General features: G+C 59.0%; 20 protein-coding genes and 3 pseudogenes. 14 read left to right on the top strand and 9 right to left on the bottom strand.

Annotated features, from left to right (window positions below; genetic code table 11):
- The 3 genes from C2E16_RS21090 to icd all read right to left on the bottom strand — a co-directional run bounded on the left by C2E16_RS21090 (position 1) and on the right by icd (position 2,221).
- Complete coding sequence (locus C2E16_RS21090) at positions 1-411, bottom strand: hypothetical protein (protein ID WP_244555319.1); 411 nt, start codon at positions 409-411, stop codon at positions 1-3.
- Entirely contained in the window at positions 371-790 is a 420-nt protein-coding gene (locus C2E16_RS20770) for a hypothetical protein (protein WP_052133914.1), read from the bottom strand. The genes C2E16_RS21090 and C2E16_RS20770 overlap by 41 nt, the downstream gene beginning before the upstream one ends.
- A 177-nt stretch (positions 791-967) precedes the next feature.
- The gene (icd, locus tag C2E16_RS08545) at positions 968-2,221 is read right to left on the bottom strand and encodes an NADP-dependent isocitrate dehydrogenase (protein ID WP_038626698.1); all 1,254 of its coding nucleotides are present in this window, start codon (positions 2,219-2,221) and stop codon (positions 968-970) included.
- A gap of 101 nt (positions 2,222-2,322) precedes the next feature.
- Between icd and rluE the strand changes: the two genes are divergently transcribed.
- The 8 genes and pseudogenes from rluE to C2E16_RS08505 all read left to right on the top strand — a co-directional run bounded on the left by rluE (position 2,323) and on the right by C2E16_RS08505 (position 10,170).
- Positions 2,323-2,979, top strand: a complete 657-nt coding sequence (gene rluE, locus C2E16_RS08540; protein ID WP_038626699.1) for a 23S rRNA pseudouridine(2457) synthase RluE — start codon at positions 2,323-2,325, stop codon at positions 2,977-2,979.
- Positions 2,980-2,996: 17 nt separating this feature from the next.
- On the top strand, positions 2,997-3,434 hold the full coding sequence (locus C2E16_RS08535; protein WP_038626700.1) for an NUDIX hydrolase: 438 nt from the start codon (positions 2,997-2,999) through the stop codon (positions 3,432-3,434).
- 98 nt (positions 3,435-3,532) lie between these two features.
- On the top strand, positions 3,533-4,645 hold the full coding sequence (gene mnmA / locus C2E16_RS08530; protein ID WP_084970790.1) for a tRNA 2-thiouridine(34) synthase MnmA: 1,113 nt from the start codon (positions 3,533-3,535) through the stop codon (positions 4,643-4,645).
- A 37-nt stretch (positions 4,646-4,682) separates the two neighbouring features.
- On the top strand, positions 4,683-5,321 hold the full coding sequence (hflD, locus tag C2E16_RS08525) for a high frequency lysogenization protein HflD (RefSeq protein WP_038626703.1): 639 nt from the start codon (positions 4,683-4,685) through the stop codon (positions 5,319-5,321).
- A 48-nt stretch (positions 5,322-5,369) separates the two neighbouring features.
- Entirely contained in the window at positions 5,370-6,740 is a 1,371-nt protein-coding gene (purB, locus tag C2E16_RS08520; protein WP_038626706.1) for an adenylosuccinate lyase, read from the top strand.
- A gap of 114 nt (positions 6,741-6,854) precedes the next feature.
- On the top strand, positions 6,855-7,523 hold the full coding sequence (gene phoP / locus C2E16_RS08515) for a two-component system response regulator PhoP (RefSeq protein ID WP_038626708.1): 669 nt from the start codon (positions 6,855-6,857) through the stop codon (positions 7,521-7,523).
- Between the two features lie 6 nt (positions 7,524-7,529).
- Positions 7,530-8,990, top strand: coding sequence for a two-component system sensor histidine kinase PhoQ (gene phoQ / locus C2E16_RS08510; protein WP_084970788.1), 1,461 nt, complete (start codon positions 7,530-7,532; stop codon positions 8,988-8,990).
- Positions 8,991-9,046: 56 nt separating this feature from the next.
- Positions 9,047-10,170, top strand: a pseudogene (locus tag C2E16_RS08505) (ribosomal protein uL16 3-hydroxylase).
- Between the two features lie 38 nt (positions 10,171-10,208).
- On the opposite strand, the pseudogene pepT reads toward C2E16_RS08505, so the two are convergent.
- Positions 10,209-11,434, bottom strand: a pseudogene (gene pepT, locus C2E16_RS08500) (peptidase T).
- Positions 11,435-11,703: 269 nt separating this feature from the next.
- Here pepT and potA point away from each other — a divergent pair.
- The 4 genes from potA to potD are packed head-to-tail and all read left to right on the top strand — an operon-like array spanning position 11,704 to position 15,490.
- Positions 11,704-12,819, top strand: a complete 1,116-nt coding sequence (gene potA / locus C2E16_RS08495) for a spermidine/putrescine ABC transporter ATP-binding protein PotA (protein ID WP_038626717.1) — start codon at positions 11,704-11,706, stop codon at positions 12,817-12,819.
- Positions 12,803-13,663 carry a spermidine/putrescine ABC transporter permease PotB gene (gene potB / locus C2E16_RS08490; RefSeq protein WP_038626719.1) on the top strand — a complete coding sequence of 287 codons (861 nt, stop codon included), beginning with the start codon at positions 12,803-12,805 and terminating at the stop codon, positions 13,661-13,663. Before potA ends, potB begins: the two co-directional genes overlap by 17 nt.
- Complete coding sequence (potC, locus tag C2E16_RS08485) at positions 13,660-14,433, top strand: spermidine/putrescine ABC transporter permease PotC (protein ID WP_038626721.1); 774 nt, start codon at positions 13,660-13,662, stop codon at positions 14,431-14,433. The genes potB and potC overlap by 4 nt, the downstream gene beginning before the upstream one ends.
- A gap of 10 nt (positions 14,434-14,443) precedes the next feature.
- Complete coding sequence (potD, locus tag C2E16_RS08480) at positions 14,444-15,490, top strand: spermidine/putrescine ABC transporter substrate-binding protein PotD (protein ID WP_038626723.1); 1,047 nt, start codon at positions 14,444-14,446, stop codon at positions 15,488-15,490.
- 55 nt (positions 15,491-15,545) lie between these two features.
- Here the strand turns inward: potD and cobB are convergent, their stop codons facing one another.
- From cobB to lolC, 5 genes and pseudogenes are all read right to left on the bottom strand, one after another.
- The gene (gene cobB / locus C2E16_RS08475) at positions 15,546-16,385 is read right to left on the bottom strand and encodes a Sir2 family NAD+-dependent deacetylase (RefSeq protein ID WP_038626725.1); all 840 of its coding nucleotides are present in this window, start codon (positions 16,383-16,385) and stop codon (positions 15,546-15,548) included.
- 14 nt (positions 16,386-16,399) lie between these two features.
- Positions 16,400-17,308 (bottom strand): N-acetylglucosamine kinase, encoded by a 909-nt coding sequence (gene nagK, locus C2E16_RS08470; RefSeq protein WP_104951468.1) that lies wholly within the window; start codon positions 17,306-17,308, stop codon positions 16,400-16,402.
- A gap of 22 nt (positions 17,309-17,330) precedes the next feature.
- Positions 17,331-18,572: a lipoprotein-releasing ABC transporter permease subunit LolE gene (gene lolE / locus C2E16_RS08465; RefSeq protein WP_084971518.1), complete on the bottom strand. Its 1,242-nt coding sequence runs from the start codon at positions 18,570-18,572 to the stop codon at positions 17,331-17,333.
- Positions 18,572-19,276 (bottom strand): lipoprotein-releasing ABC transporter ATP-binding protein LolD, encoded by a 705-nt coding sequence (gene lolD / locus C2E16_RS08460; protein WP_038626731.1) that lies wholly within the window; start codon positions 19,274-19,276, stop codon positions 18,572-18,574. Before lolD ends, lolE begins: the two co-directional genes overlap by 1 nt.
- Positions 19,269-20,467, bottom strand: a pseudogene (gene lolC, locus C2E16_RS08455) (lipoprotein-releasing ABC transporter permease subunit LolC). The gene lolD and the pseudogene lolC overlap by 8 nt, the downstream one beginning before the upstream one ends.
- Before the next feature lie 16 nt (positions 20,468-20,483).
- On the opposite strand from lolC, the gene C2E16_RS20975 reads away from it, so the two are divergent.
- The gene (locus C2E16_RS20975; protein WP_146051635.1) at positions 20,484-20,672 is read left to right on the top strand and encodes a hypothetical protein; all 189 of its coding nucleotides are present in this window, start codon (positions 20,484-20,486) and stop codon (positions 20,670-20,672) included.
- A 47-nt stretch (positions 20,673-20,719) separates the two neighbouring features.
- Entirely contained in the window at positions 20,720-20,929 is a 210-nt protein-coding gene (locus C2E16_RS08450) for a hypothetical protein (protein WP_038626736.1), read from the top strand.
- The last annotated feature ends 19 nt before the right edge of the window (positions 20,930-20,948 follow it).

Here is a 20,948-nt window from a genome sequence, read left to right as displayed (position 1 = left end):
TCACAACGTCAATGTTCTGGAGTAACACTCGGTTTCCTTTATACCAGCCCAAAAAAGCTTCCAGTTTTTTATCTCTGTAATGGATGCAGAGTGAATGCCTGCCCGTCCAGCTGCAAATATTGAGCTTAACGCAATTAGCGATCCGGCTGTCTGCTCGTTCAGTACTTCATCAAAACCCTGTGCCGCCTCGCCGCCCAGCTTGCGCGCGGTTTCTGCAAACATCTCAGGATTCTGATTATAAATACCACCAGCGGCTAACAGGCGCCCCGCCATTTTGCTGTTGATGGTGCTGAGCGCGGCGGGCTGTGATGTGTTTGTCAACTGCTCAGGCAGTACGGTGGGGCGTGGTTTGCCATCCGTGCCGCTGTTGTCACGCCACGCCACGCCACGCCACGGCATTTTTATACGCATCAATAATCCTTTGCGCGCCGTCAAATCTGAAGGCCAGCGGATCGCGACAAATCAGTTCGCCGTCATCATTGATATCAAACAGTCTGCCTGACGAAGAATTGGACCTTTCGAGCATCACCATCTCGCCGCCATATACCATGCTTTTCAGTTTTTCACGCTCGCGCGGCCCGTGTAGCGGCTGCTGATTGGTATAACCGTTAAAAGCGCGGCGCTGCATATTGATCAGCTGAAAACCCGATGACCAGCGGTCATCAAAAACGTACTCATCGTCAATACGCGACCAGGCATGAGAGGGACTGATGATTAACTTAAATTTCTCAGGTTCGAGATTATCGCGCGGCAGATAGTAAAGATCCGTTCCAGGCAGGCAATGGCTCATACATCATTTCCCTATGATGAAAAACCATACAGTTACACACCTTTTTTCAAAGGATAAGATACGGCGATTTGACAGGAGTGCTCATAAATGCGTCAGCGAAGATCCCCTGCCGTATCGCCGGAAAAATAAAAAAGCGGAACTACCATAGTTCCGCTTATTATTTCACATCAACAATCATTACATGTTGCTGATAATCGCGTCGCCAAACTCTGAACATTTCAGCAGCTTAGCGCCTTCCATCAGACGTTCGAAGTCATAGGTCACGGTTTTCGCGGCGATAGCGCCTTCCATGCCTTTAACAATCAGGTCTGCGGCTTCGAACCACTGCATATGGCGCAGCATCATTTCCGCCGAAAGGATAACAGAGCCTGGGTTGACTTTGTCCTGGCCTGCGTATTTCGGCGCGGTGCCGTGCGTCGCTTCAAACAGCGCGCACTCGTCGCCGATGTTAGCGCCCGGCGCGATGCCGATGCCGCCAACCTGCGCCGCCAGAGCGTCAGAGATGTAGTCGCCGTTCAGGTTCATACAGGCGATCACGTCGTACTCGGCCGGGCGCAGCAGAATCTGCTGCAGGAACGCATCGGCGATCACGTCTTTAATAACGATCTCTTTGCCGGTGTTCGGGTTCTTGATTTTCACCCACGGGCCGCCGTCCAGCAGCTCGCCGCCGAACTCTTCGCGCGCCAGCTGGTAGCCCCAGTCTTTAAACGCGCCTTCGGTGAACTTCATGATGTTGCCTTTGTGAACCAGGGTCACAGAGTCGCGATCGTTGGTGATGGCATATTCAATCGCCGCGCGCACCAGGCGCTTAGTGCCCGCTTCAGAGCAAGGCTTCACGCCGATGCCGCACTGTTCCGGGAAGCGAATCTTGTTCACGCCCATCTCTTCGCGCAGGAACTTGATCACTTTATCCGCTTCCGGAGTGCCCGCTTTCCACTCGATGCCGGCATAGATGTCTTCACTGTTTTCACGGAAGATCACCATATCGGTGTCCTGCGGACGTTTTACCGGGCTTGGGGTGCCCTGATAGTAGCGTACCGGACGCAGACAGATGTACAGGTCCAGCTGCTGACGCAGCGCAACGTTAAGAGAACGGATACCGCCGCCAACCGGCGTCGTCAACGGGCCTTTGATGGCAACGCGATAGTCCTTAATCAGGTCAAGCGTCTCCTCCGGCAGCCATACGTCCGGGCCATACACCTGCGTGGATTTCTCACCGGTGTAAATTTCCATCCAGGAAATTTTTCGCTCGCCGTTGTAGGCTTTTTTCACAGCGGCATCAACCACTTTGATCATGACAGGAGATACATCCACGCCAATGCCGTCACCTTCAATATAAGGGATGATCGGATTAGCAGGGACAACCAGTTTGCCCTGACCGTCAAGCGTGATTTTCTGACCTTCCGCCGGAACAACTACTTTGCTTTCCATTAACCTCTCCTTCGAGCGCTTTTTTGTTAATGATTTGTAAGATGCGCGTCAATACTACTTGAATATTGCCGCCGCGCCAATCATCTCGATTTCGCGTTATAATGCGCTCATTACCCTCAAGTGCAAAGCTCATGCGTAAAACTGTCGTTAAGAATCACAACGTTAAACGATTCAGCCGTGCTTCCGCCCCGCCACCGTCACGTAAAGGGCCGCGTCGGGTGATCGTTTTTAACAAACCCTATGATGTACTGCCGCAGTTCACCGACGAAGCGGGCCGCGCCACGCTGAAGGATTTTATTCCGGTCGGCGACGTTTACGCCGCGGGCCGCCTGGACCGCGACAGCGAAGGCCTGATGGTGCTGACCAACGACGGCGCGTTACAGGCGAAGCTGACCCAACCGGGCAAACGCACCGGCAAAATTTACTACGTGCAGGTGGAAGGCGAACCCGATGACAGCGCGCTGCAGGCACTGCGCGATGGCGTTAATCTGAAAGATGGCCCCACCCTCCCCGCTGGCGTCGAAAAGGTGGCGGAACCCGCCTGGCTCTGGCCGCGCCAGCCGCCGATCCGCGAACGTAAAGCGATTCCCACCAGCTGGCTGAAAATCACCCTGTATGAAGGACGCAACCGTCAGGTGCGCCGCATGACCGCCCATATCGGTTTCCCAACGCTGCGGCTGATCCGCTACGGCCTGGCGTCGCTGACGCTGGACGGCCTGGCGCAGGGTGAATGGCGCGACGTCACCGATCAATTTTAATCCGAAAGGAGCAGCTGATGTTTAAACCGCACGTGACCGTCGCCTGCATAGTGCAGGCGGAAGGCGAACTGCTGGTAGTGGAAGAAACCGTCCACGGCAAAGCGACCTGGAACCAGCCCGCCGGCCATCTGGAAGCGGACGAGAGTCTGCTGGAGGCCGCCAGCCGCGAGCTGTACGAGGAGACCGGCATTCAGGCGGAGATGGAATATTTTCTCGGCGTGCAGCAGTGGACCGCGCCGGACAATACTCCCTTTATCCGTTTTCTGTTCGCCGTCGATCTCCCGACGCGTCTGCCGACGCAGCCGCAGGACAGCGATATCGACCGCTGCTGGTGGCTGTCGCCGCAGCAGATCCTGACGGCGGATCGTCTGCGTTCGCCGCTGGTGGCGGAAAGCGTGCGTATCTGGCAAAGCGGCGTGCGTTATCCGCTGTCGCTGGTGCGAATTTATCGATAATGGCTTTCCCATCGCGCCAGCCGCGCGGCGGGGATGCGTCCTCGTCTGACGCGTGCTAGAATACGCCGCCTGTTTTTGTTCCTTGTCGTGAGTGTGTCATGTCTGACAACAGCCAGAAAAAAGTGATCGTCGGAATGTCCGGCGGCGTCGATTCCTCCGTTTCCGCCTGGTTACTGCAACAGCAGGGCTATCAGGTGGAAGGTCTGTTTATGAAAAACTGGGAGGAGGACGACGGCGAAGAGTACTGTACCGCCGCGGACGATCTGGCCGACGCCCAGGCAGTGTGCGACAAACTCGGCATGAAGCTGCATAAGGTCAACTTCGCCGCTGAATACTGGGATAACGTCTTCGAGCATTTCCTTGAAGAGTACAAGGCGGGCCGCACGCCTAACCCCGATATTCTCTGCAACAAAGAGATCAAGTTCAAAGCGTTCCTGGAGTTCGCGGCGGAAGATCTCGGCGCCGACTTTATCGCCACCGGCCACTACGTTCGCCGCCAGGACAGCAACGGCCAGAGCCAGCTGCTGCGCGGTCTCGACGGCAATAAAGATCAGAGCTACTTCCTCTACACGCTCAGCCACCAGCAGATCGCTCAGAGCCTGTTCCCGGTCGGCGAGCTGTCGAAGCCGGAAGTGCGCCGCATCGCGGAAGATCTGGAGCTGGTGACGGCGAAGAAAAAAGATTCTACCGGCATCTGCTTTATCGGCGAACGCAAATTCCGTGATTTCCTCGGACGCTATCTGCCGGCGCAGCCTGGCGAAATCGTCACCGTCGACGGTCAGACCGTGGGCGAACATCAGGGCCTGATGTACCATACGCTGGGGCAACGTAAAGGCCTCGGCATCGGCGGCCTGAAAGAGAGCAGCGACGATCCCTGGTACGTGGTGGATAAAGATGTCGCCAATAACCGCCTGATCGTGGCGCAGGGCGCCGACCATCCGCGCCTGATGTCCGTCGGCCTGATTGCGCAACAGCTGCACTGGGTTGACCGTCAACCGTTGCGCGCGCCGCTGCAGTGCGCGGTGAAAACGCGCTACCGTCAGGAAGATATCCCCTGCGTCGTTACGCCGCTGGACGACGATCGCATCGAAGTGCGCTTCGGGCAGCCGGTGGCCGCCGTCACGCCAGGCCAGTCCGCCGTCTTCTATCTGGGCGAAATCTGCCTCGGCGGCGGCATCATCGAGCAGCGTTTACCGCTGGTGTCGGCATAATCGCTTATGCTGCGCCGATGTGTATACAGGAGTAACCGTGGCTAAAAATTATTACGACATCACGCTGGCGCTGGCAGGCATCTGCCAGGCCGCGCATCTGGCGCAGCAGCTGGCCCATCAGGGCCAGTGCGACGCGCAGTCGCTGAAAACCTCCCTGAGCAGCCTGCTCGATTTAAACCCCTCTTCCACGCTGGCCGTTTACGGCAACGACGAAACCCATCTGCGCTTCGGGCTGGAGACGCTGTTGGCGGTGCTGAATACGCCCAGCCGCCAGGGCGCCGGGGCGGAGCTGACGCGCTATACCCTGAGCCTGATGGTGCTGGAAAGAAAGCTGAACGCCAATAAATCCGCGCTCAATACGCTGGCGCAGCGTATCGCCCAGCTCGATCGCCAGCTGACCCATTACGATATCGAATCCGAGACGATCGTCGCCGCCATGGCGGGCATCTATGTCGATGTCATCAGCCCGCTCGGCCCGCGCATTCAGGTGACAGGATCGCCTGCGGTGCTGCAAAACAGCCAGGTGCAGAGTAAAATTCGCGCCTCTCTGCTGGCCGGCATCCGCTCCGCGGTGCTCTGGCAGCAGGTGGGCGGCGGCCGCCTGCAGTTAATGTTTTTCCGAAATCGTCTCATGAGTGAGGCGAAACGTATTTTAGCCGGTATGCCGTCGGCCTGATGGCCGACAGACGCCAGACCTTTAGTTAACGATCCAGGAGTTGCTCTGATGGAATTATCCTCTCTGACCGCCGTCTCACCTGTCGATGGTCGTTACGGCGAAAAAGTCAGCCCGCTGCGCGCCATTTTCAGCGAGTATGGCCTGCTGAAATTCCGCGTTCAGGTTGAAGTTCGCTGGTTACAAAAACTGGCCGCGACTGCAGAGATCAAGGAAGTTCCTGCTTTTGACGCCGACGCAAACGCTTTCCTTGACGCGATCGTTGAAAATTTCAACGAAACCGACGCCGCGCGCATCAAAACGATTGAGCGCACCACCAATCACGACGTGAAAGCGGTTGAGTATTTCCTGAAGGAAAAAGTGGCTGAGGTGCCCGCGCTGCACGCCGTCTCCGAATTTATCCACTTCGCCTGCACCTCAGAAGATATTAATAACCTGTCGCATGCGCTGATGCTGGAAACCGCACGCCGCGAGGTCATTCTGCCTTACTGGACCCAACTGATCGACGCGGTGAAAGATCTGGCGCAGCAGTACCGCGATATTCCGCTGCTGTCGCGTACCCACGGCCAACCCGCTACGCCCTCCACCATGGGCAAAGAGATGGCGAACGTCGCTTACCGCATGTCGCGCCAGCTGCGTCAGCTGGAGCAGGTGGAGATCCTCGGCAAAATCAACGGCGCGGTCGGCAACTATAACGCGCACATGTCCGCCTACCCGGAAGTGGACTGGCATCAGCTGAGCGAAGCGTTCGTCACCTCGCTGGGCATCAGCTGGAACCCCTACACCACACAGATCGAGCCGCACGACTATATCGCCGAGCTGTTTGACTGCATCGCGCGCTTCAACACCATCCTGATCGACTTCGATCGCGACGTCTGGGGCTATATTGCGCTGAACCACTTCAAACAGAAAACCATCGCTGGCGAAATCGGCTCCTCCACTATGCCGCACAAAGTGAACCCGATCGATTTCGAAAACTCGGAGGGCAACCTCGGCCTGGCGAACGCGGTGATGCAGCACCTGGCCGCCAAACTGCCGGTTTCCCGCTGGCAGCGCGATCTCACCGACTCCACCGTGCTGCGCAACCTGGGCGTCGGCATCGGCTACGCGCTGATCGCCTACCAGGCGACGCTGAAAGGCATCTCTAAACTGGAAGTGAACCGCGACCGCCTGCTGGCGGAGCTGGATCAGAACTGGGAAGTGCTGGCGGAGCCGATCCAGACCGTGATGCGCCGCTACGGCATTGAAAAGCCGTATGAGAAGCTGAAAGAGCTGACGCGCGGCAAACGCGTCGACGCCGCCGGCATGCAGGCGTTTATCGACAGCCTGGCGCTGCCGGAAGAAGAGAAAACCCGCCTGAAGCAGATGACCCCGGCCAACTACCTCGGCCGCGCGGTGCAGATGGTCGACGAGCTGAAATAACCGTGTTTCCTGGACGGGCGCGACGCGTCCGTCCAGGATTGTCGCTGTGTTAACGCGCGGTTTATCTGCACTCTCCTATACTCAGCGCTGAATGATTTGTACAAGGAAAGGACTATGCGCGTTTTGGTTGTTGAGGATAACGCTCTGCTGCGCCATCACCTGTCGGTACAGCTGCGTGAAATGGGCCATCAGGTCGACGCCGCGGAAGATGCGAAAGAAGCGGATTACTTTCTGGCTGAACACTCTCCTGATATTACGCTGGTCGATCTCGGTCTGCCTGATGAAGACGGCATGGCGTTGATCCGCCGCTGGCGCGGTCAGGATGTCAAACAGCCGATTCTGGTGCTGACCGCGCGCGAAGGCTGGCAGGCCAAAGTGGAAGCGCTGGAAGCGGGCGCCGACGACTACGTAACCAAGCCGTTCCATATTGAAGAGGTGGTGGCGCGCATGCAGGCGCTGATGCGCCGCAACAGCGGGCTGGCGTCGCAGATCATTACTCTGCCGCCCTTCCAGATCGATCTCTCGCGCCGTGAACTGACGGTCAATGAGCAACAGATCAAGCTGACCGCGTTTGAGTACACTATTATCGAGACCCTGATTCGCAACGTCGGCAAGGTAGTCAGCAAAGACTCCCTGATGCTGCAACTCTATCCCGACGCGGAGCTGCGAGAAAGCCACACCATCGATGTGTTAATGGGGCGACTGCGTAAAAAAATCCAGGCCGTGCATCCGCAAGAGGTGATTACCACCGTGCGCGGTCAGGGCTACCGCTTCGATATCTGATTCCTGATGCGCTTCCTGCAAAGCCAACGGCCCTTTTCGCTGCGCGCCCGCTTTCTGCTGGCCACTGCCGCTGTGGTGCTGGTGCTCTCTCTCTCTTACGGCATGGTCGCCGTGGTCGGGTATATCGTCAGCTTCGATAAGACTACCTACCGCGTGATGCGCGGCGAAAGCAATCTGTTCTATACCCTCGCCCAGTGGAAAAACAATCAGCTGACCATCGCCCAGCCGGAGCAGCTGACGCTGAATTCGCCGACGCTGGTGTTTATCTACGACGAGCGCGGCCGCCTGCTGTGGCAGCAGCGCGACGTGCCGGAGATCCGCCAGAAGATCAACCCGGACTGGCTGAAAAAGCCCGATTTTTACGAAATCGACACCAGTAATCAGACCAGCCGCGAAGCGCTCGGCAACGACCAGGCGGCGCAAAATAAGCTGCACGCCTACGACGATAACGGCGACGACACCTTTACCCACTCGGTGGCGGTTAACCGCTATGACGCCACCACCACGCTGCCGGCGCTGACGGTGGTGGTAGTCGATTCGATCCCGCAGGAATTACAGCATTCTGACGTGGTCTGGTCCTGGTTCAGCTATGTGCTGCTGGTTAATCTGCTGTTGGTGATCCCGCTGCTGTGGCTGGCGGCGCACTGGAGCCTGCGGCCTATCGGCACGCTGGCTGGCCAGATCCGTGAACTGGAAAGCAGTCAGCGCGAAGCGCTCGATCCAAATCCGCCGCAGGAGCTGCGCAGTCTGGTGCGCAACCTGAACCTGCTGCTGGAAAACGAGCGTCAGCGCTATACGCGCTACCGCACCACCCTCTCCGATCTTACCCACAGCCTGAAAACGCCGCTGGCGGTGCTGCAAAGCACCCTGCGATCGCTGCGCGGCGGCAAGAATCTCTCCGTCGAGCAGGCGGAGCCGATCATGCTGGAGCAGATCAGCCGCATCTCGCAGCAGATCGGCTACTACCTGCACCGCGCCAGCATGCAGGCGGATCACAACCCGCTGAAGCGCGAACTGCATTCCGTTTCCGCGCTGCTGGACAGCCTCTGTTCGGCATTGAATAAGGTTTACCAGCGCAAAGGCATCTCCCTGTCGCTGGATGTCTCGCCGGAAATCACCTTCGTCGGCGATCAGAATGACTTTATGGAAGTGATGGGCAATGTGCTGGATAACGCCTGCAAATATTGCCTGGAGTTTGTGGAAATCAGCGCGCGCCAGACCGACTCCTGCCTGCTGCTGGTGGTGGAAGATGACGGCCCCGGCATTCCCGAAAGCAAGCGGGAGATTATTTTTCTGCGCGGCCAGCGCGCCGACACGCTGCGTCCCGGACAGGGGCTGGGGCTGGCGGTGGCGCGCGATATTCTGGAGCAGTACGCGGGCGATATCGAAGCGGGCACCAGCGCGCTGGGCGGCGCCAGAATGAAAGTGCTTTTCCAGCGTCAGGAAGTGGAACATAACCTTGAGTAGAACCGCGCTGCCGCTGTTATACTTGCTGCAATTTCTCGCCTGAACTGGACAACCTTATGGATTATCAGCTCGATCTTAACTGGACCGATTTTTTACACAATTACTGGCAAAAGCGTCCGGTGATCCTGAAACGCGGCTTCAAAAACTTTATCGATCCTATCTCGCCGGACGAGCTGGCGGGGCTGGCGATGGAAAGCGAAGTGGACAGCCGACTGGTGAGCCAGCAGGACGGCAAATGGCAGGTAAGCCACGGCCCGTTTGAAAGTTACGATCACCTCGGCGAGCATAACTGGTCGCTGCTGGTGCAGGCGGTGAACCACTGGCACGAGCCGTGCGCCGCGCTGATGCGTCCGTTCCGTTTTCTGCCGGACTGGCGCATCGACGATCTGATGATCTCCTTCTCGGTGCCGGGCGGCGGCGTTGGCCCGCATCTCGATCAGTATGACGTGTTTATTATCCAGGGCACCGGCCGCCGTCGCTGGCGCGTGGGCGATAAAACGTCGCTGAAGCAGCACTGCCCGCACCCCGATCTGCTGCAGGTCGAACCGTTCGACGCCATTATCGATGAAGAGATGGAGCCGGGCGATATTCTCTATATTCCGCCGGGTTTCCCCATGAAGGCTATTCGCTGGAAAACGCGCTCAACTATTCGGTCGGCTTCCGCGCTCCCAGCGGCCGCGAGCTGATCAGCGGCTTCGCCGACTTCGTACTGGCGCGCGAGCTGGGCGGCCGTCGCTACAGCGATCCCGATATCGCTGCGCGCGACTGTCCTTCCGAGATCCTGCCGCAGGAGATCGCCGGCATCCGTGATCTGATGCTGGAGGTTATCGATCAGCCGGAGCAGTTCCGTCAGTGGTTCGGCGAATTTATTTCGCAGTCGCGTCATGAGCTGGATATCGCGCCGCCGGAACCGCCCTACCAACCTGACGAGATCTATGACGCGCTACAGCAGGGCGACAGGCTGACGCGCCTCGGCGGATTGCGGGTACTGAAGATTGGCGACGCGGTGTTTATCAACGGCGAGCAGCTGGAATCGGCCCATCCGGCCGCGCTGAGCGCGCTCGCCGATAAACAGACGCTGAATTTGAACGATTTCGCGGAGGCGCTCGACGATCCGGCCTTCCTCGCGCAGCTGGCGGGACTGGTCAACAGCGGCTACTGGTTCTTTAACGAAGCGTAATCGCTTTAGCGGCTGGCACCACGCCAGCCGCTTTCCTGCTACTTTTTCTCGGCGGCCAGCCGGGCGATGCCGACAATCACTTCCACCGTTTTTTCCATAATATTCAGCGACGCGAACTCATGTTTGCCATGGTAGTTATAGCCGCCGGTAAAGATATTCGGGCACGGCAAGCCTTTAAAGGAGAGCCAGGCGCCGTCGGTGCCGCCGCGAATCGGCTTCACGTCCGGCTCCACGCCACAGTCGCGCATCGCCTGTAATGCCAGATCGATACTGTGCGGATGCGCCTCGACGATCTCCCGCATGTTGTAGTAGCTGTCTTCGATGGTGACATCGACGTAACAGTCAGGATTCAGCCCTTTGCCGACGCGACGGGAAATATCGATCAGCTTCTGCTTGCGCGCCTCAAAGCTGTCGCGATCGAAATCGCGCACGATATAGTTCATCTCGGCGCGCTCGACCGAGCCTTTGATATTGTTGAGGTGATAAAAGCCCTCGTAGCCGCTGGTGAACTGCGGTTTCTCGGTGGCGGGCACCTCGGCGTGAAAGCGCATCGCCAGATCCAGCGCGTTGACCATCACCCTTTCGCCGTGCCGGGATGCACATTGTTGCCGACGATCTTCACCGTCACCGAAGCGGCGTTGAAGTTTTCAAACTGAAACTCGCCGAGGCCGCTGCCGTCAATGGTATAGGCCCAGTCCGCGCCGAATGCCGCCACGTCGAAATGCTCAGTACCGCGACCGACCTCTTCGTCTGGCGTAAAGGCGACGCGAATTTTGCCGTGCGGAATGTCGCCTTGCGTCAGACGCGCCAGCGCGGTCATGATCTCCGCCACGCCCGCCTTGTCGTCAGCGCCAAGCAGCGTTTTGCCGTCGGTGGTGATTAAAGTATGGCCGGTCAGCTGATGCAGCACCGGGAACATCACCGGCGACAGGATCTCTTCGCCGACGCCAAGCGCGATATCGCCGCCGCGGTAGTTTTCGACAATCTGGGGATTAACATGCTTGCCGGTGAAATCGGGCGACGTATCGATATGGGAAATAAAGCCGATGGTCGGCGCCGGATGGTCGATATTGGCCGGCAGCGTCGCCGTCACGCAGCAGTGTTCGCTCAGCGTCACCTCTTCCAGCCCAAGCGCGATCAACTCTTCCTGCAGCACTCGCGCCAGCGTCCATTGCCCTTCCGTGCTGGGCACCTGTCGCGCATGCGGGCGCGACTGCGTATCAAACGAAACATAGTGTAAAAACCGGTCGAGTAGCGTTGTCATCTTTCTTCTCTCTCAATGGCCGTGAGCTATTATGGGAAGCCTGCTCTGCCAACATATTGCGTCAGGTCATACTGTTAAAGCGTAGTGCGCAAAAAGAGAATACGCGTTTTTATCCGGGTAAATAGCGGTTATTGGCTCGCGAGCATGGAAATCATGCGGTTTTCAGGTATCATCGCGCCCCTGACTTTGTGGCCGGTCGACCGTAGCGATCGCGCTCTGATACATACAGGCAGCCCTGACTGCCGATAACTTCGGGCTGAGTGACTAAAATGACGCAAACACGCGCGCAAACGGCGCTGGTTACGCTTTCTGGCATCAGTAAAGCTTTTGACGGCAAAGAAATTATTGCCGACTTTAACCTGACCATACATCACGGCGAGTTTATTACGCTGCTCGGCCCTTCCGGCTGCGGCAAGACCACCATCCTGCGCCTGATCGCCGGGCTTGAAGAGACCGACAGCGGCGAGATTATTCTCGACGGCGAAACCATCACCGCTACCCCGGCGGAGCATCGTCACGTCAATACCGTTTTCCAGAGCTACGCGCTGTTTCCGCACATGACAGTGTTTGAAAATGTCGCCTTCGGTCTGCGCATGCAGAAAACCCCGGCGACGGAAATCACCGCCCGCGTCAACGAAGCGCTGGCGATGGTGCAGCTGGAGAGCTTCGCCGATCGCCGTCCGCATCAGCTCAGCGGCGGTCAGCAGCAGCGCGTGGCCATCGCGCGCGCGGTGGTCAACCGTCCGAAGGTGCTGCTGCTGGATGAATCCCTTTCGGCGCTCGACTATAAGCTGCGCAAGCAGATGCAGAACGAGCTGAAGGCGTTACAGCGCAAGCTGGGCATCACTTTCGTGTTTGTGACGCACGATCAGGAAGAGGCGCTCAGTATGTCCGATCGCATCGTGGTGCTGCGCGACGGACGCATTGAGCAGGACGGCTCGCCGCGTGAAATCTACGAGGAGCCAGCGAATCTGTTCGTGGCGCGCTTTATCGGCGAAATCAACGTCTTCGACGCGGAAGTGGTCGCGCCGCTGGCGGATCAACGCGTGCGCGCAAAGGTGGAAGGCCGCGAATGCGATATTCTGGTGCCCTTCCCGGTCACGCCCGGTCAGAAGCTGAACGTGCTGCTGCGCCCGGAAGATCTGCGCGTCGAAGAGATCAATGACAGCGAAGCCGCCGAAGGGCTGGTGGGCTTTGTGCGCGAGCGTAACTATAAAGGCATGACGCTGGAATCCACCGTCGAGCTGGAAAACGGCAAGCTGGTCACCGTCAGCGAATTCTTTAACGAGGACGATCCCGATTTTGACCACTCGCTGAATCAAAAAATGGCGATTACCTGGGTTGAAAGCTGGGAGGTGGTGTTGCCTGATGAAAATAATGCGTAACCGTTTCCAGAAAACGATTATCACGCTGATTGTCGGCTGGCTGGTGCTGTTTGTCTTTCTGCCGAACTTAATGATTATCGCCACCAGCTTCCTGACGCGTGATGACGCCAACTTCGTGCGCATGGCGCTGACGTTTGATAACTACACCCGGCTGCTCGATCCGCTCTACGCTACGGTGCTGCTGCATTCGCTGAATATGGCGTTGATCGCCACGCTCTGCTGCCTGCTGCTCGGCTATCCTTTCGCCTGGTGTCTGACAAAGCTGCCCACGCGCATTCGCCCGGTAATGCTGTTTCTGCTGATTGTCCCCTTCTGGACCAACTCGCTGATCCGTATCTACGGCCTGAAAATTTTCCTCAGCACGCGCGGCTGGCTGAACGAGTTTCTGCTGTGGCTGGGCGTTATCGATAAGCCCTTCCGTATTATGTATACCTCGGAGGCGGTGGTGCTGGGGCTGGTCTATATTCTGCTGCCCTTTATGGTGATGCCGCTCTACTCCAGTCTGGAGAAGCTGGACAAGCCCTGCCTGGAAGCGGCGCGCGATCTCGGCGCCAGCAAGCTGCAAACCTTCTGGCGCATTATTCTGCCGCTGACCATGCCGGGCATCGTCGCTGGCTGCCTGCTGGTGCTGCTGCCGGCGATGGGGCTGTTCTTCGTCGCCGATCTGATGGGCGGCGCGAAAAATCTGCTGATCGGCAACGTGATCAAGAGCCAGTTCCTCAATATCCGCGACTGGCCGTTCGGCGCCGCCACCAGCATCGTACTGACGCTGGTGATGGGGCTGATGCTGCTTTTCTACTGGCGCGCGGCGCGCATGCTGAATAAGAAAGTGGAGCTGGAATAATGGGCAAAACCTTACGCAGCGGCTTTATGTTTCTCATTTACGCCTGGCTGTATATTCCGATCGTGATTTTGATCGTCAACTCCTTCAACGCCTCGCGTTTCGGCATTAACTGGCAGGGCTTCAGCACCCAGTGGTATGCGTTGTTGATGAACAACGACAGTCTGATCCAGGCGGCGAAGCATTCGCTGATCATGGGCGTGCTTTCCGCCACCTTCGCCACGCTGATCGGCGCGCTGACGGCGGTGGCGCTCTATCGCTACCGTTTTCGCGGCAAGCCGTTCGTCAGCGGCATGCTGTTTGTGGTGATGATGTCGCCCGATATCGTGATGGCGATTTCGCTGCTGGTGCTGTTTATGCTGCTGGGGATCTCGCTGGGCTTCTGGTCGCTGCTGGTGTCGCACATCACCTTCTGTCTGCCGTTTGTGGTGATCACCGTCTATTCACGTCTGAAAGGGTTCGACGTGCGGATGCTGGAGGCGGCGCGCGATCTCGGCGCCAGCGAAGTGACGATTCTGCGTAAAATCATTCTGCCGCTGGCGATACCGGCGGTGGCGGCGGGCTGGCTGCTCAGCTTTACCCTGTCGATGGACGATGTCGTGGTCTCCTCCTTCGTCACCGGTCCGGGCTTCGAGATCCTGCCGCTGAAAATTTACTCGATGGTCAAGGTCGGCGTCTCGCCGGAGGTGAACGCGCTGGCGACGATCCTGATGGTGCTGTCGCTGCTGCTGGTGGCGGGCAGTCAGCTGTTGCTGCGTGATAAAACAAAATAGAGGAAAGGCGATGAAGAAATGGGGTTACTGGCTGGCGGCTGGGGCGCTGGCGTTAGGCTTACAGAGCGCGCAGGCCGCTGACGACGGCAAAACGCTTTATTTCTACAACTGGACGGAGTACGTGCCGCCGGGGCTGCTGGAGCAGTTCACCAAAGAGACCGGCATCAAGGTGATCTACTCCACCTATGAGTCGAACGAAAGCATGTACGCCAAGCTGAAAACCTATAAAGACGGCGCGTACGATCTGGTGGTGCCTTCCACCTACTTCGTGGCGAAAATGCGCAACGAAGGAATGATCCAGAAGATCGACAAAAGCAAACTGTCAAACTTCAGCAACCTCGACCCGAATCTGCTGAACAAACCGTTCGATCCGAATAACGACTATTCAATTCCCTATATCTGGGGCGCTACCGCTATCGGCGTCAATACCGATGCGATGGATGCGAAAAGCGTCACCCGCTGGAGCGACCTGTGGAAGCCGGAATATAAGCAGAGCCTGCTGCTGACCGACGACGCGCGCGAAGTGTTCCAGATGGCGCTGCGCAAGTTAGGCTACTCCGGCAATACCCGCGACGCCAAAGAGATCAACGCCGCTTACGAAGAGCTGAAAAAACTGATGCCGAACGTGCTGGCGTTCAACTCCGATAATCCGGGCAACCCCTTTATGGAAGGCGAAGTCAACCTGGGGATGATCTGGAACGGCTCGGCTTACGTAGCGCGTCAGGCAGGCACGCCGCTGGAGATTGTCTGGCCGAAAGAGGGCGGCATTTTCTGGATGGACAGCCTGGCGATTCCGGCCAATGCGAAAAACAAAGAGGGTGCGCTGAAGCTGATTAACTTCCTGCTGCGCCCGGACGTGGCGGCGCAGGTGGCGGAAACCATCGGCTATCCGACGCCGAACCTGGCGGCGAAAAAACTGCTGCCGGCCAACGTGGCTAACGATCCATCGCTCTATCCGTCTGAAGACGTGATTAAAAACGGCGAGTGGCAGGATGATGTCGGCGACGCCAGCGTGCAGTATGAGATGCTGTTCCAGAAGCTGAAAGCGGGCCGTTAAGGCGCGACAGACGAAAAAGGCGACCTGAGGTCGCCTTTTTTATTGCCGCAGCGGTTCAGACCAGGCGGTAAAGTCCTTTCTGAAATTTCTCCACCCAGGCGGGCACCACTTCGCTCGCCAGCCCGTAGTGTTTTTCAGCGAACTGGCTGCCCACCTGACTCGGTTCCAGATTCAGCTCGACGGTATGCACGCCCTGCAACTTCGCCTCATGGACAAAACCGGCCGCCGGATAGACATGCCCGGAGGTGCCGATAGCGAGAAAATAGTCCGCCTCCGAGAGCGCCTGGTAAATCTTATCCATACCCAGCGGCATTTCGCCGAACCAGACCACGTGCGGCCGCAGACGCGCCGGAAACTGACAGCAGTGGCAGCGGTCGTCGGCGCTGAGGTCGCCGGTCCACTCCAGTACCTGCCCGCTCATTTCACAGCGCACCTTCAGCAGTTCGCCATGCATATGCAGCACGCGCTGGCTGCCGGCGCGTTCGTGCAGGTTATCGATATTCTGCGTCACCAGCAGGAAATTATCGCCCAGCACCGATTCCAGCTCCGCCAGCGCCAGATGCGCGGCGTTCGGCTGAATCTCCGGCTGTTGCAGCTGGCGGCGGCGCGCATTGTAGAACGCCTGTACCAGCGCCGGATCGCGGGCGAACCCTTCCGGCGTGGCGACATCCTCGATGCGATGCTCCTCCCACAGCCCATCATCGGCGCGGAAGGTGCGAATGCCCGACTCGGCGGAAATGCCTGCGCCGGTCAACACCACGACCCGCGGCTGGGGACGCGCCGCCAGCTCAGCATTACGATCGCGTTCAAAAATACGCTGCCGGAAACGCTGGTGCATCTTGCGCCTGGTTTTACGAAAGCGCGCGATGCGTAAACGGCGACGGGGTGTGCGCATAAAAGCTCCTTTGGTTACCTGAGATGCAGGAATGCGGCGCCGCGCATTCCCCCTGCGTCCCCATGACGCGCGCGAGCAAAGCGTGGCGGCTTTGCGACCGGCAGCAGGTGCGGTTTCACCTGCTCCGCCAGCCCGTCATAAAGCGCATCGAAATTGGATAATCCGCCGCCCAGCACCACCAGGTGCGGATCGATCAGCGTCAGCAAATTGCCGAGGCACACCGCCAGCAGCGCGCGGAAACGCGCGGTATGTTCCTGCGCCTGCCGATCGCCCTGATAATAGCGCTCGGCGATCGCTTCGGCACTGAGCGTTTGCTGATAAAAATGATGGAACAGCCAGGCGAAGCCCTGACCGGAGAGAAACAGTTCAATACAGCCGCGCTTGCCGCAGCCGCACTGGGGCAGCGGAATATCCTGGCCCAGCACCGCCAGCGCGTCGATCGGCAGGCGCATGTGGCCCATTTCGCCGGTAACGAAGCTGCGGCCGGAAACCGGCTTGCCCTCCACCACCAGTCCGCCGCCGACGCCGGTGCCGAGGATCAAGCCCAGCACCACCGGACAGGCCTGAAACTCATCGTCCCAGGCCTCGGAGAGGGCGAAACAGTTGGCGTCGTTATCGACCCGCACCTCGCGCCCCAGCAGACGGCTGAGATCGCGGCCCAGCGCCCGCCCGCGCGCCGCCGGCACGTTGGCGGTAAACAGCGTGCCGTCGTCAGGATCGATCAGTCCCGGCACGCCGACGCCGACGCTTCCGCGCGTGCCGGTGAAGGCGTCCGCCTCCGCCGTCAGGTCGGTAAAGGCCGCCAGCAGCTGCGCATAGTCGTCGCGCGGCGTGGCGACGCGCTTGCTCCATATCTGCTGGCGCTGCGCATCATAGACGCCGAGCGCGATTTTACTGCCGCCCATATCAAAGCCGTAGAACATCGGGTCACCTGTCACGCTAAGATCATTGCCCGCTCAACACCCGCGCCGGATCGATGCGGCTGGCGCGCCGCGCCGGATACCAGCTCGCCACAAGGCTCAGCACGATAGCGGTCGCCAGCACCGAGGCCACGTCGAGCCAGTGCAGCTCCGACGGCAGGAAGTCGATAAAGTAGATATCGCCGGAAAGAAAATGATGCCCGGTCAGCTGTTCGAACCCACGGATCAGCCGCGTCAGGTTCAGCGCCGCCAGCACGCCCACCACCACGCCGCTCAGGCTGCCGAGCAGCCCGGCGCGCAGACCGTACCAGACGAAGATGGCGCGGATCAGGCCATCCTTCGCTCCCAGCGTGCGCAGCACGGCGATATCGCTGCTTTTATCTTTCACCGCCATCACCAGCGTGGAAACGATATTAAAACAGGCGACGCCGATCACCAGCACCATCGCCAGGTACATAATTGCGCGGATCATTTGAATATCGCGATACATATAGCCATAGGTGCCGATCCAGCTACGGATATAAACATAGGCGCGCGTCACCTCGCCAGCGTCGCGCACCAGCTTCACCGCGTTAAAGGGATCGGTCATTTTCAGCGCGATGCCCGTGACGTTATCCGCCATATCCAGATAGTGCTGCGCGTCGGCCAGCGGCACCAGCGCCAGACTGTGATCGAGCATGCCGCTCAGCTGCAAGATGCCGCTGACCTGCAGACGAATGCGCTTCGGTTGCAGAAGCTTATTCTGCCCGTCGCTGTTGGGGATCATGATGATCAGCCAGTCGCCCTGGCGAATGCCTAACGATTTCGCCACGCCGCTGCCGATAATAATCTGCTGCTTACCGGCGCTGAAGCTAGCCCAGGCGTTGTTCTGCACAAACTGCGGCAGCGCGCTGAGCTTCGTTTCCTGCGCGGGATCGACCCCTTTCACCTGAATCGCCTGCAGCTTCGCCCCGCTCTCCACCAGCCCGGTAAAATTAATATAGGGCGCGGCGGCGGCGATGCCCGGCACCTGCGCCATGCGCGGCAGCAGCTGCCGCCAGTCCGCCAGCTGGCCGTTGACCGGTTCGATTTCGCCATGCGGCACCACCGCCAGAATGCGGTTATTCAGTTCGCGCTCAAAGCCGTTCATCGCGCTGAGGCCGACGATCAGCACCGCCACGCCAAGCGCGATGCCCAGCGTGGAGATCACTGAAATCAGCGACACCATGCCGCCGCGCCGCCGTCCGCCGCTGAAGCGCGTCGCCAATAGTAAAGAAAGAGACGCCATTACAACGCTCCCGCCAGCGTGACATGGTCACTAAGCTGGCCGTCGCGCATCTCACGCTGCGCGGGAAGGCGCTTCGCCAGATGCAGGTCATGCGTCACCACCAGAAACGCGGTGCCCTGGCGCACGTTCAGCTCACCCAACAGATCGAAAATGGCGTCGGCATTGCGCGCATCCAGGTTACCGGTCGGCTCGTCCGCCATCACCAGACGAGGATTGTTGACCAGCGCGCGCGCGATCGCCACGCGCTGACGTTCGCCGCCGGAAAGCTCGGAGGGACGGTGCGCGGCGCGTTTCGCCAGGCCGACGGCGTTCAGCATCGCCATCGCCCGCTCCTGCGCCTCCGGCTTGCTTTTTTTACCGATCAGCAGCGGCATCGCCACGTTTTCCAGCGCGGTAAAGTCGGGCAGCAGATGGTGGAACTGATAGATAAAGCCCAGCTCGCGGTTGCGCAGCTCCGCTTTCTGCGCGGAACTCATGCTGCTTAAGGCGCGGCCGTTGAACAGCACATCGCCGGATGTAGGCGCGTCCAGGCCGCCCAGCAGATGCAGCAGGGTGCTTTTGCCGGAGCCGGAGCTGCCGACAATCGCCATCATTTCGCCGGGCCGCATAGTGAAACTGACGTCGCGTAACACGTTTGTCTGCACGCTCCCTTCCTGATAGCGTTTGCACAGCTGGTCACACTGCAACAGAATTGAATCACTCATAGCGTAAAGCCTCAGCGGGTTGTACGGCGGCGGCGCGCCAGGATGGATAAAGCGTCGAGAGCAGCGCCAGCGCCATCGCGGTCAGCGCAATGGCGATCACCTGCCAGAAAGAGATATCGACCGGCAGCGCGGCGCCGTCGAGGAACATGCCGATCACCGGCATCAGGTTATTAAGCTGGCTGGCCAGCAGCACGCCGAGCAGCGCGCCGAGCAGCGCGCCGATAATGCCGGCGCTGGCGCCCTGCACCATAAACACCAGCATAATTTGCCGGGGGGTAAGCCCCTGGGTTTGCAGAATCGCCACTTCGCCCTGCTTCTCCATGATCAGCAGACCGAGCGAGGTGATGATGTTAAACGCCGCCACGGCGATGATCAGGCTCAGCAGCAGCCCCATCATATCTTTTTCCATACGCACCGCCTGGAACAGATCGCCCTTGCGGTCGCGCCAGTCTTTCCACACCAGGCCCTGCGGCAGCGCCTGTTGACTGACGCTGTCCACCGCCAGCGGCCTGTCGAGCCACAGGCGCCAGCCGGTAATATTGCCCGCCGGGTAGCGCATCAGGCGCGAGGCGTCCTGCTGGTTCACCAGCATCTGATAGCCATCCACTTCGCTGTTGGCGGCGAAGGTGCCGATCACGTTGAACAGGCGCTGGCTGGGCAGACGGCCCATCGGGGTAAACTGACTGGCGGAAGGCACCATCAGGCGCAGCTGGTCGCCGCGTTTGACGCCCAGCTGGGCAGCCAGCTGTTCGCCGAGAATGATATTGTACTGGCCGGGCTGTAACGCCTGCTGCTGCACATTCACCAGATAAGGGGTCAGCGGGTCCGCCTCGTCCGGCTGAACGCCGAGCATTACCCCACCGCGACGCTGCGCGCGCTTTGCAGCACAACGTCACCGGTGGTGAGCGGCGCGACGCGCTGTACGCCCTGCAGCTTCAGTTCGCTGGCGGGATGCTGTTGTGGATTGAGCGAGCCTTTTTCGCCGGCGATCAACGCCTGCGGCATCAGACCGAGAATATTGCCCTCCAGCTCGCGCTCAAAGCCGTTCATCACCGACAGCACGGTGACCAGCGCCAGCACGCCAAGGGTAATGCCAATAGTGGAAAGCCAGGAAACAAACCGGCCAAAGCGGTCTGCGGCACGTCCGCGCATATAGCGCAGACCGATAAATAACGCGACAGGTTGATACATGAGATCCGTCTTATGCGTGGCAAAAAGCAAAAGTAGTCAGGATGATAAAGGAGCCGCCTGCTTTATGGAACCTTTACCCCTTCGAGTTAACGCTAAAGATGCGTCAGAATTTTTCAGCGCTCGTCAGCTGCCGGAAAAAGCATCAGACGAAGCCGCCTTCCTCGCTCCCGCGCCAATCTGCACTATACTGGCCCTTACTATTTAAAGGGTTAAGGTGGAACATCAGCCGTGCCGTTGGCACCGGAGCCGTTTATGAGTAAGTATGCAAAAGGCGCGATTGTCAAACATCAGTCCGGGGAAATTCGCGGTCAGGTAACGGCGGTGTTTTCCCAGGGAAATTTTCCCGCCAGTTACCATGTGCGTTGGGATGACGGCACCTGGAGCCTGCATGCCGAAAAAGAGCTGAACCCCGGCGACGAGATGCGTTGCGACCGCGTTAATTTGTCGCGCCCCGCCTCCTGAGCCGCGTCGCGTCAGGAGA

The sequence above is a fragment of the Mixta calida genome (assembly GCF_002953215.1).
GTDB lineage: Bacteria > Pseudomonadota > Gammaproteobacteria > Enterobacterales > Enterobacteriaceae > Mixta > Mixta calida.
Note: the sequence above shows the minus strand (reverse complement) of the source record. Positions and strands in the feature narration are given on the sequence as shown.

What these genes read in the sequence shown, in the direction of transcription:
- rluE (WP_038626699.1), top strand. Translation starts at nt 2,323, where the DNA reads ATGCGCTCATTACCCTCAAGTGCAAAGCTCATGCGTAAAACTGTCGTT.
- C2E16_RS08535 (WP_038626700.1), top strand. Translation starts at nt 2,997, where the DNA reads ATGTTTAAACCGCACGTGACCGTCGCCTGCATAGTGCAGGCGGAAGGC.
- nagK (WP_104951468.1), bottom strand. Translation starts at nt 17,308, where the DNA reads ATGTTCTACGGCTTTGATATGGGCGGCAGTAAAATCGCGCTCGGCGTC.
- cobB (WP_038626725.1), bottom strand. Translation starts at nt 16,385, where the DNA reads ATGCGCACACCCCGTCGCCGTTTACGCATCGCGCGCTTTCGTAAAACC.
- phoP (WP_038626708.1), top strand. Translation starts at nt 6,855, where the DNA reads ATGCGCGTTTTGGTTGTTGAGGATAACGCTCTGCTGCGCCATCACCTG.
- potD (WP_038626723.1), top strand. Translation starts at nt 14,444, where the DNA reads ATGAAGAAATGGGGTTACTGGCTGGCGGCTGGGGCGCTGGCGTTAGGC.
- mnmA (WP_084970790.1), top strand. Translation starts at nt 3,533, where the DNA reads ATGTCTGACAACAGCCAGAAAAAAGTGATCGTCGGAATGTCCGGCGGC.
- phoQ (WP_084970788.1), top strand. Translation starts at nt 7,530, where the DNA reads ATGCGCTTCCTGCAAAGCCAACGGCCCTTTTCGCTGCGCGCCCGCTTT.
- lolD (WP_038626731.1), bottom strand. Translation starts at nt 19,276, where the DNA reads ATGAGTGATTCAATTCTGTTGCAGTGTGACCAGCTGTGCAAACGCTAT.
- icd (WP_038626698.1), bottom strand. Translation starts at nt 2,221, where the DNA reads ATGGAAAGCAAAGTAGTTGTTCCGGCGGAAGGTCAGAAAATCACGCTT.
- lolE (WP_084971518.1), bottom strand. Translation starts at nt 18,572, where the DNA reads ATGGCGTCTCTTTCTTTACTATTGGCGACGCGCTTCAGCGGCGGACGG.
- C2E16_RS21090 (WP_244555319.1), bottom strand. Translation starts at nt 411, where the DNA reads ATGCGTATAAAAATGCCGTGGCGTGGCGTGGCGTGGCGTGACAACAGC.
- potB (WP_038626719.1), top strand. Translation starts at nt 12,803, where the DNA reads ATGAAAATAATGCGTAACCGTTTCCAGAAAACGATTATCACGCTGATT.
- purB (WP_038626706.1), top strand. Translation starts at nt 5,370, where the DNA reads ATGGAATTATCCTCTCTGACCGCCGTCTCACCTGTCGATGGTCGTTAC.
- C2E16_RS20770 (WP_052133914.1), bottom strand. Translation starts at nt 790, where the DNA reads ATGAGCCATTGCCTGCCTGGAACGGATCTTTACTATCTGCCGCGCGAT.
- C2E16_RS08450 (WP_038626736.1), top strand. Translation starts at nt 20,720, where the DNA reads ATGAGTAAGTATGCAAAAGGCGCGATTGTCAAACATCAGTCCGGGGAA.
- potA (WP_038626717.1), top strand. Translation starts at nt 11,704, where the DNA reads ATGACGCAAACACGCGCGCAAACGGCGCTGGTTACGCTTTCTGGCATC.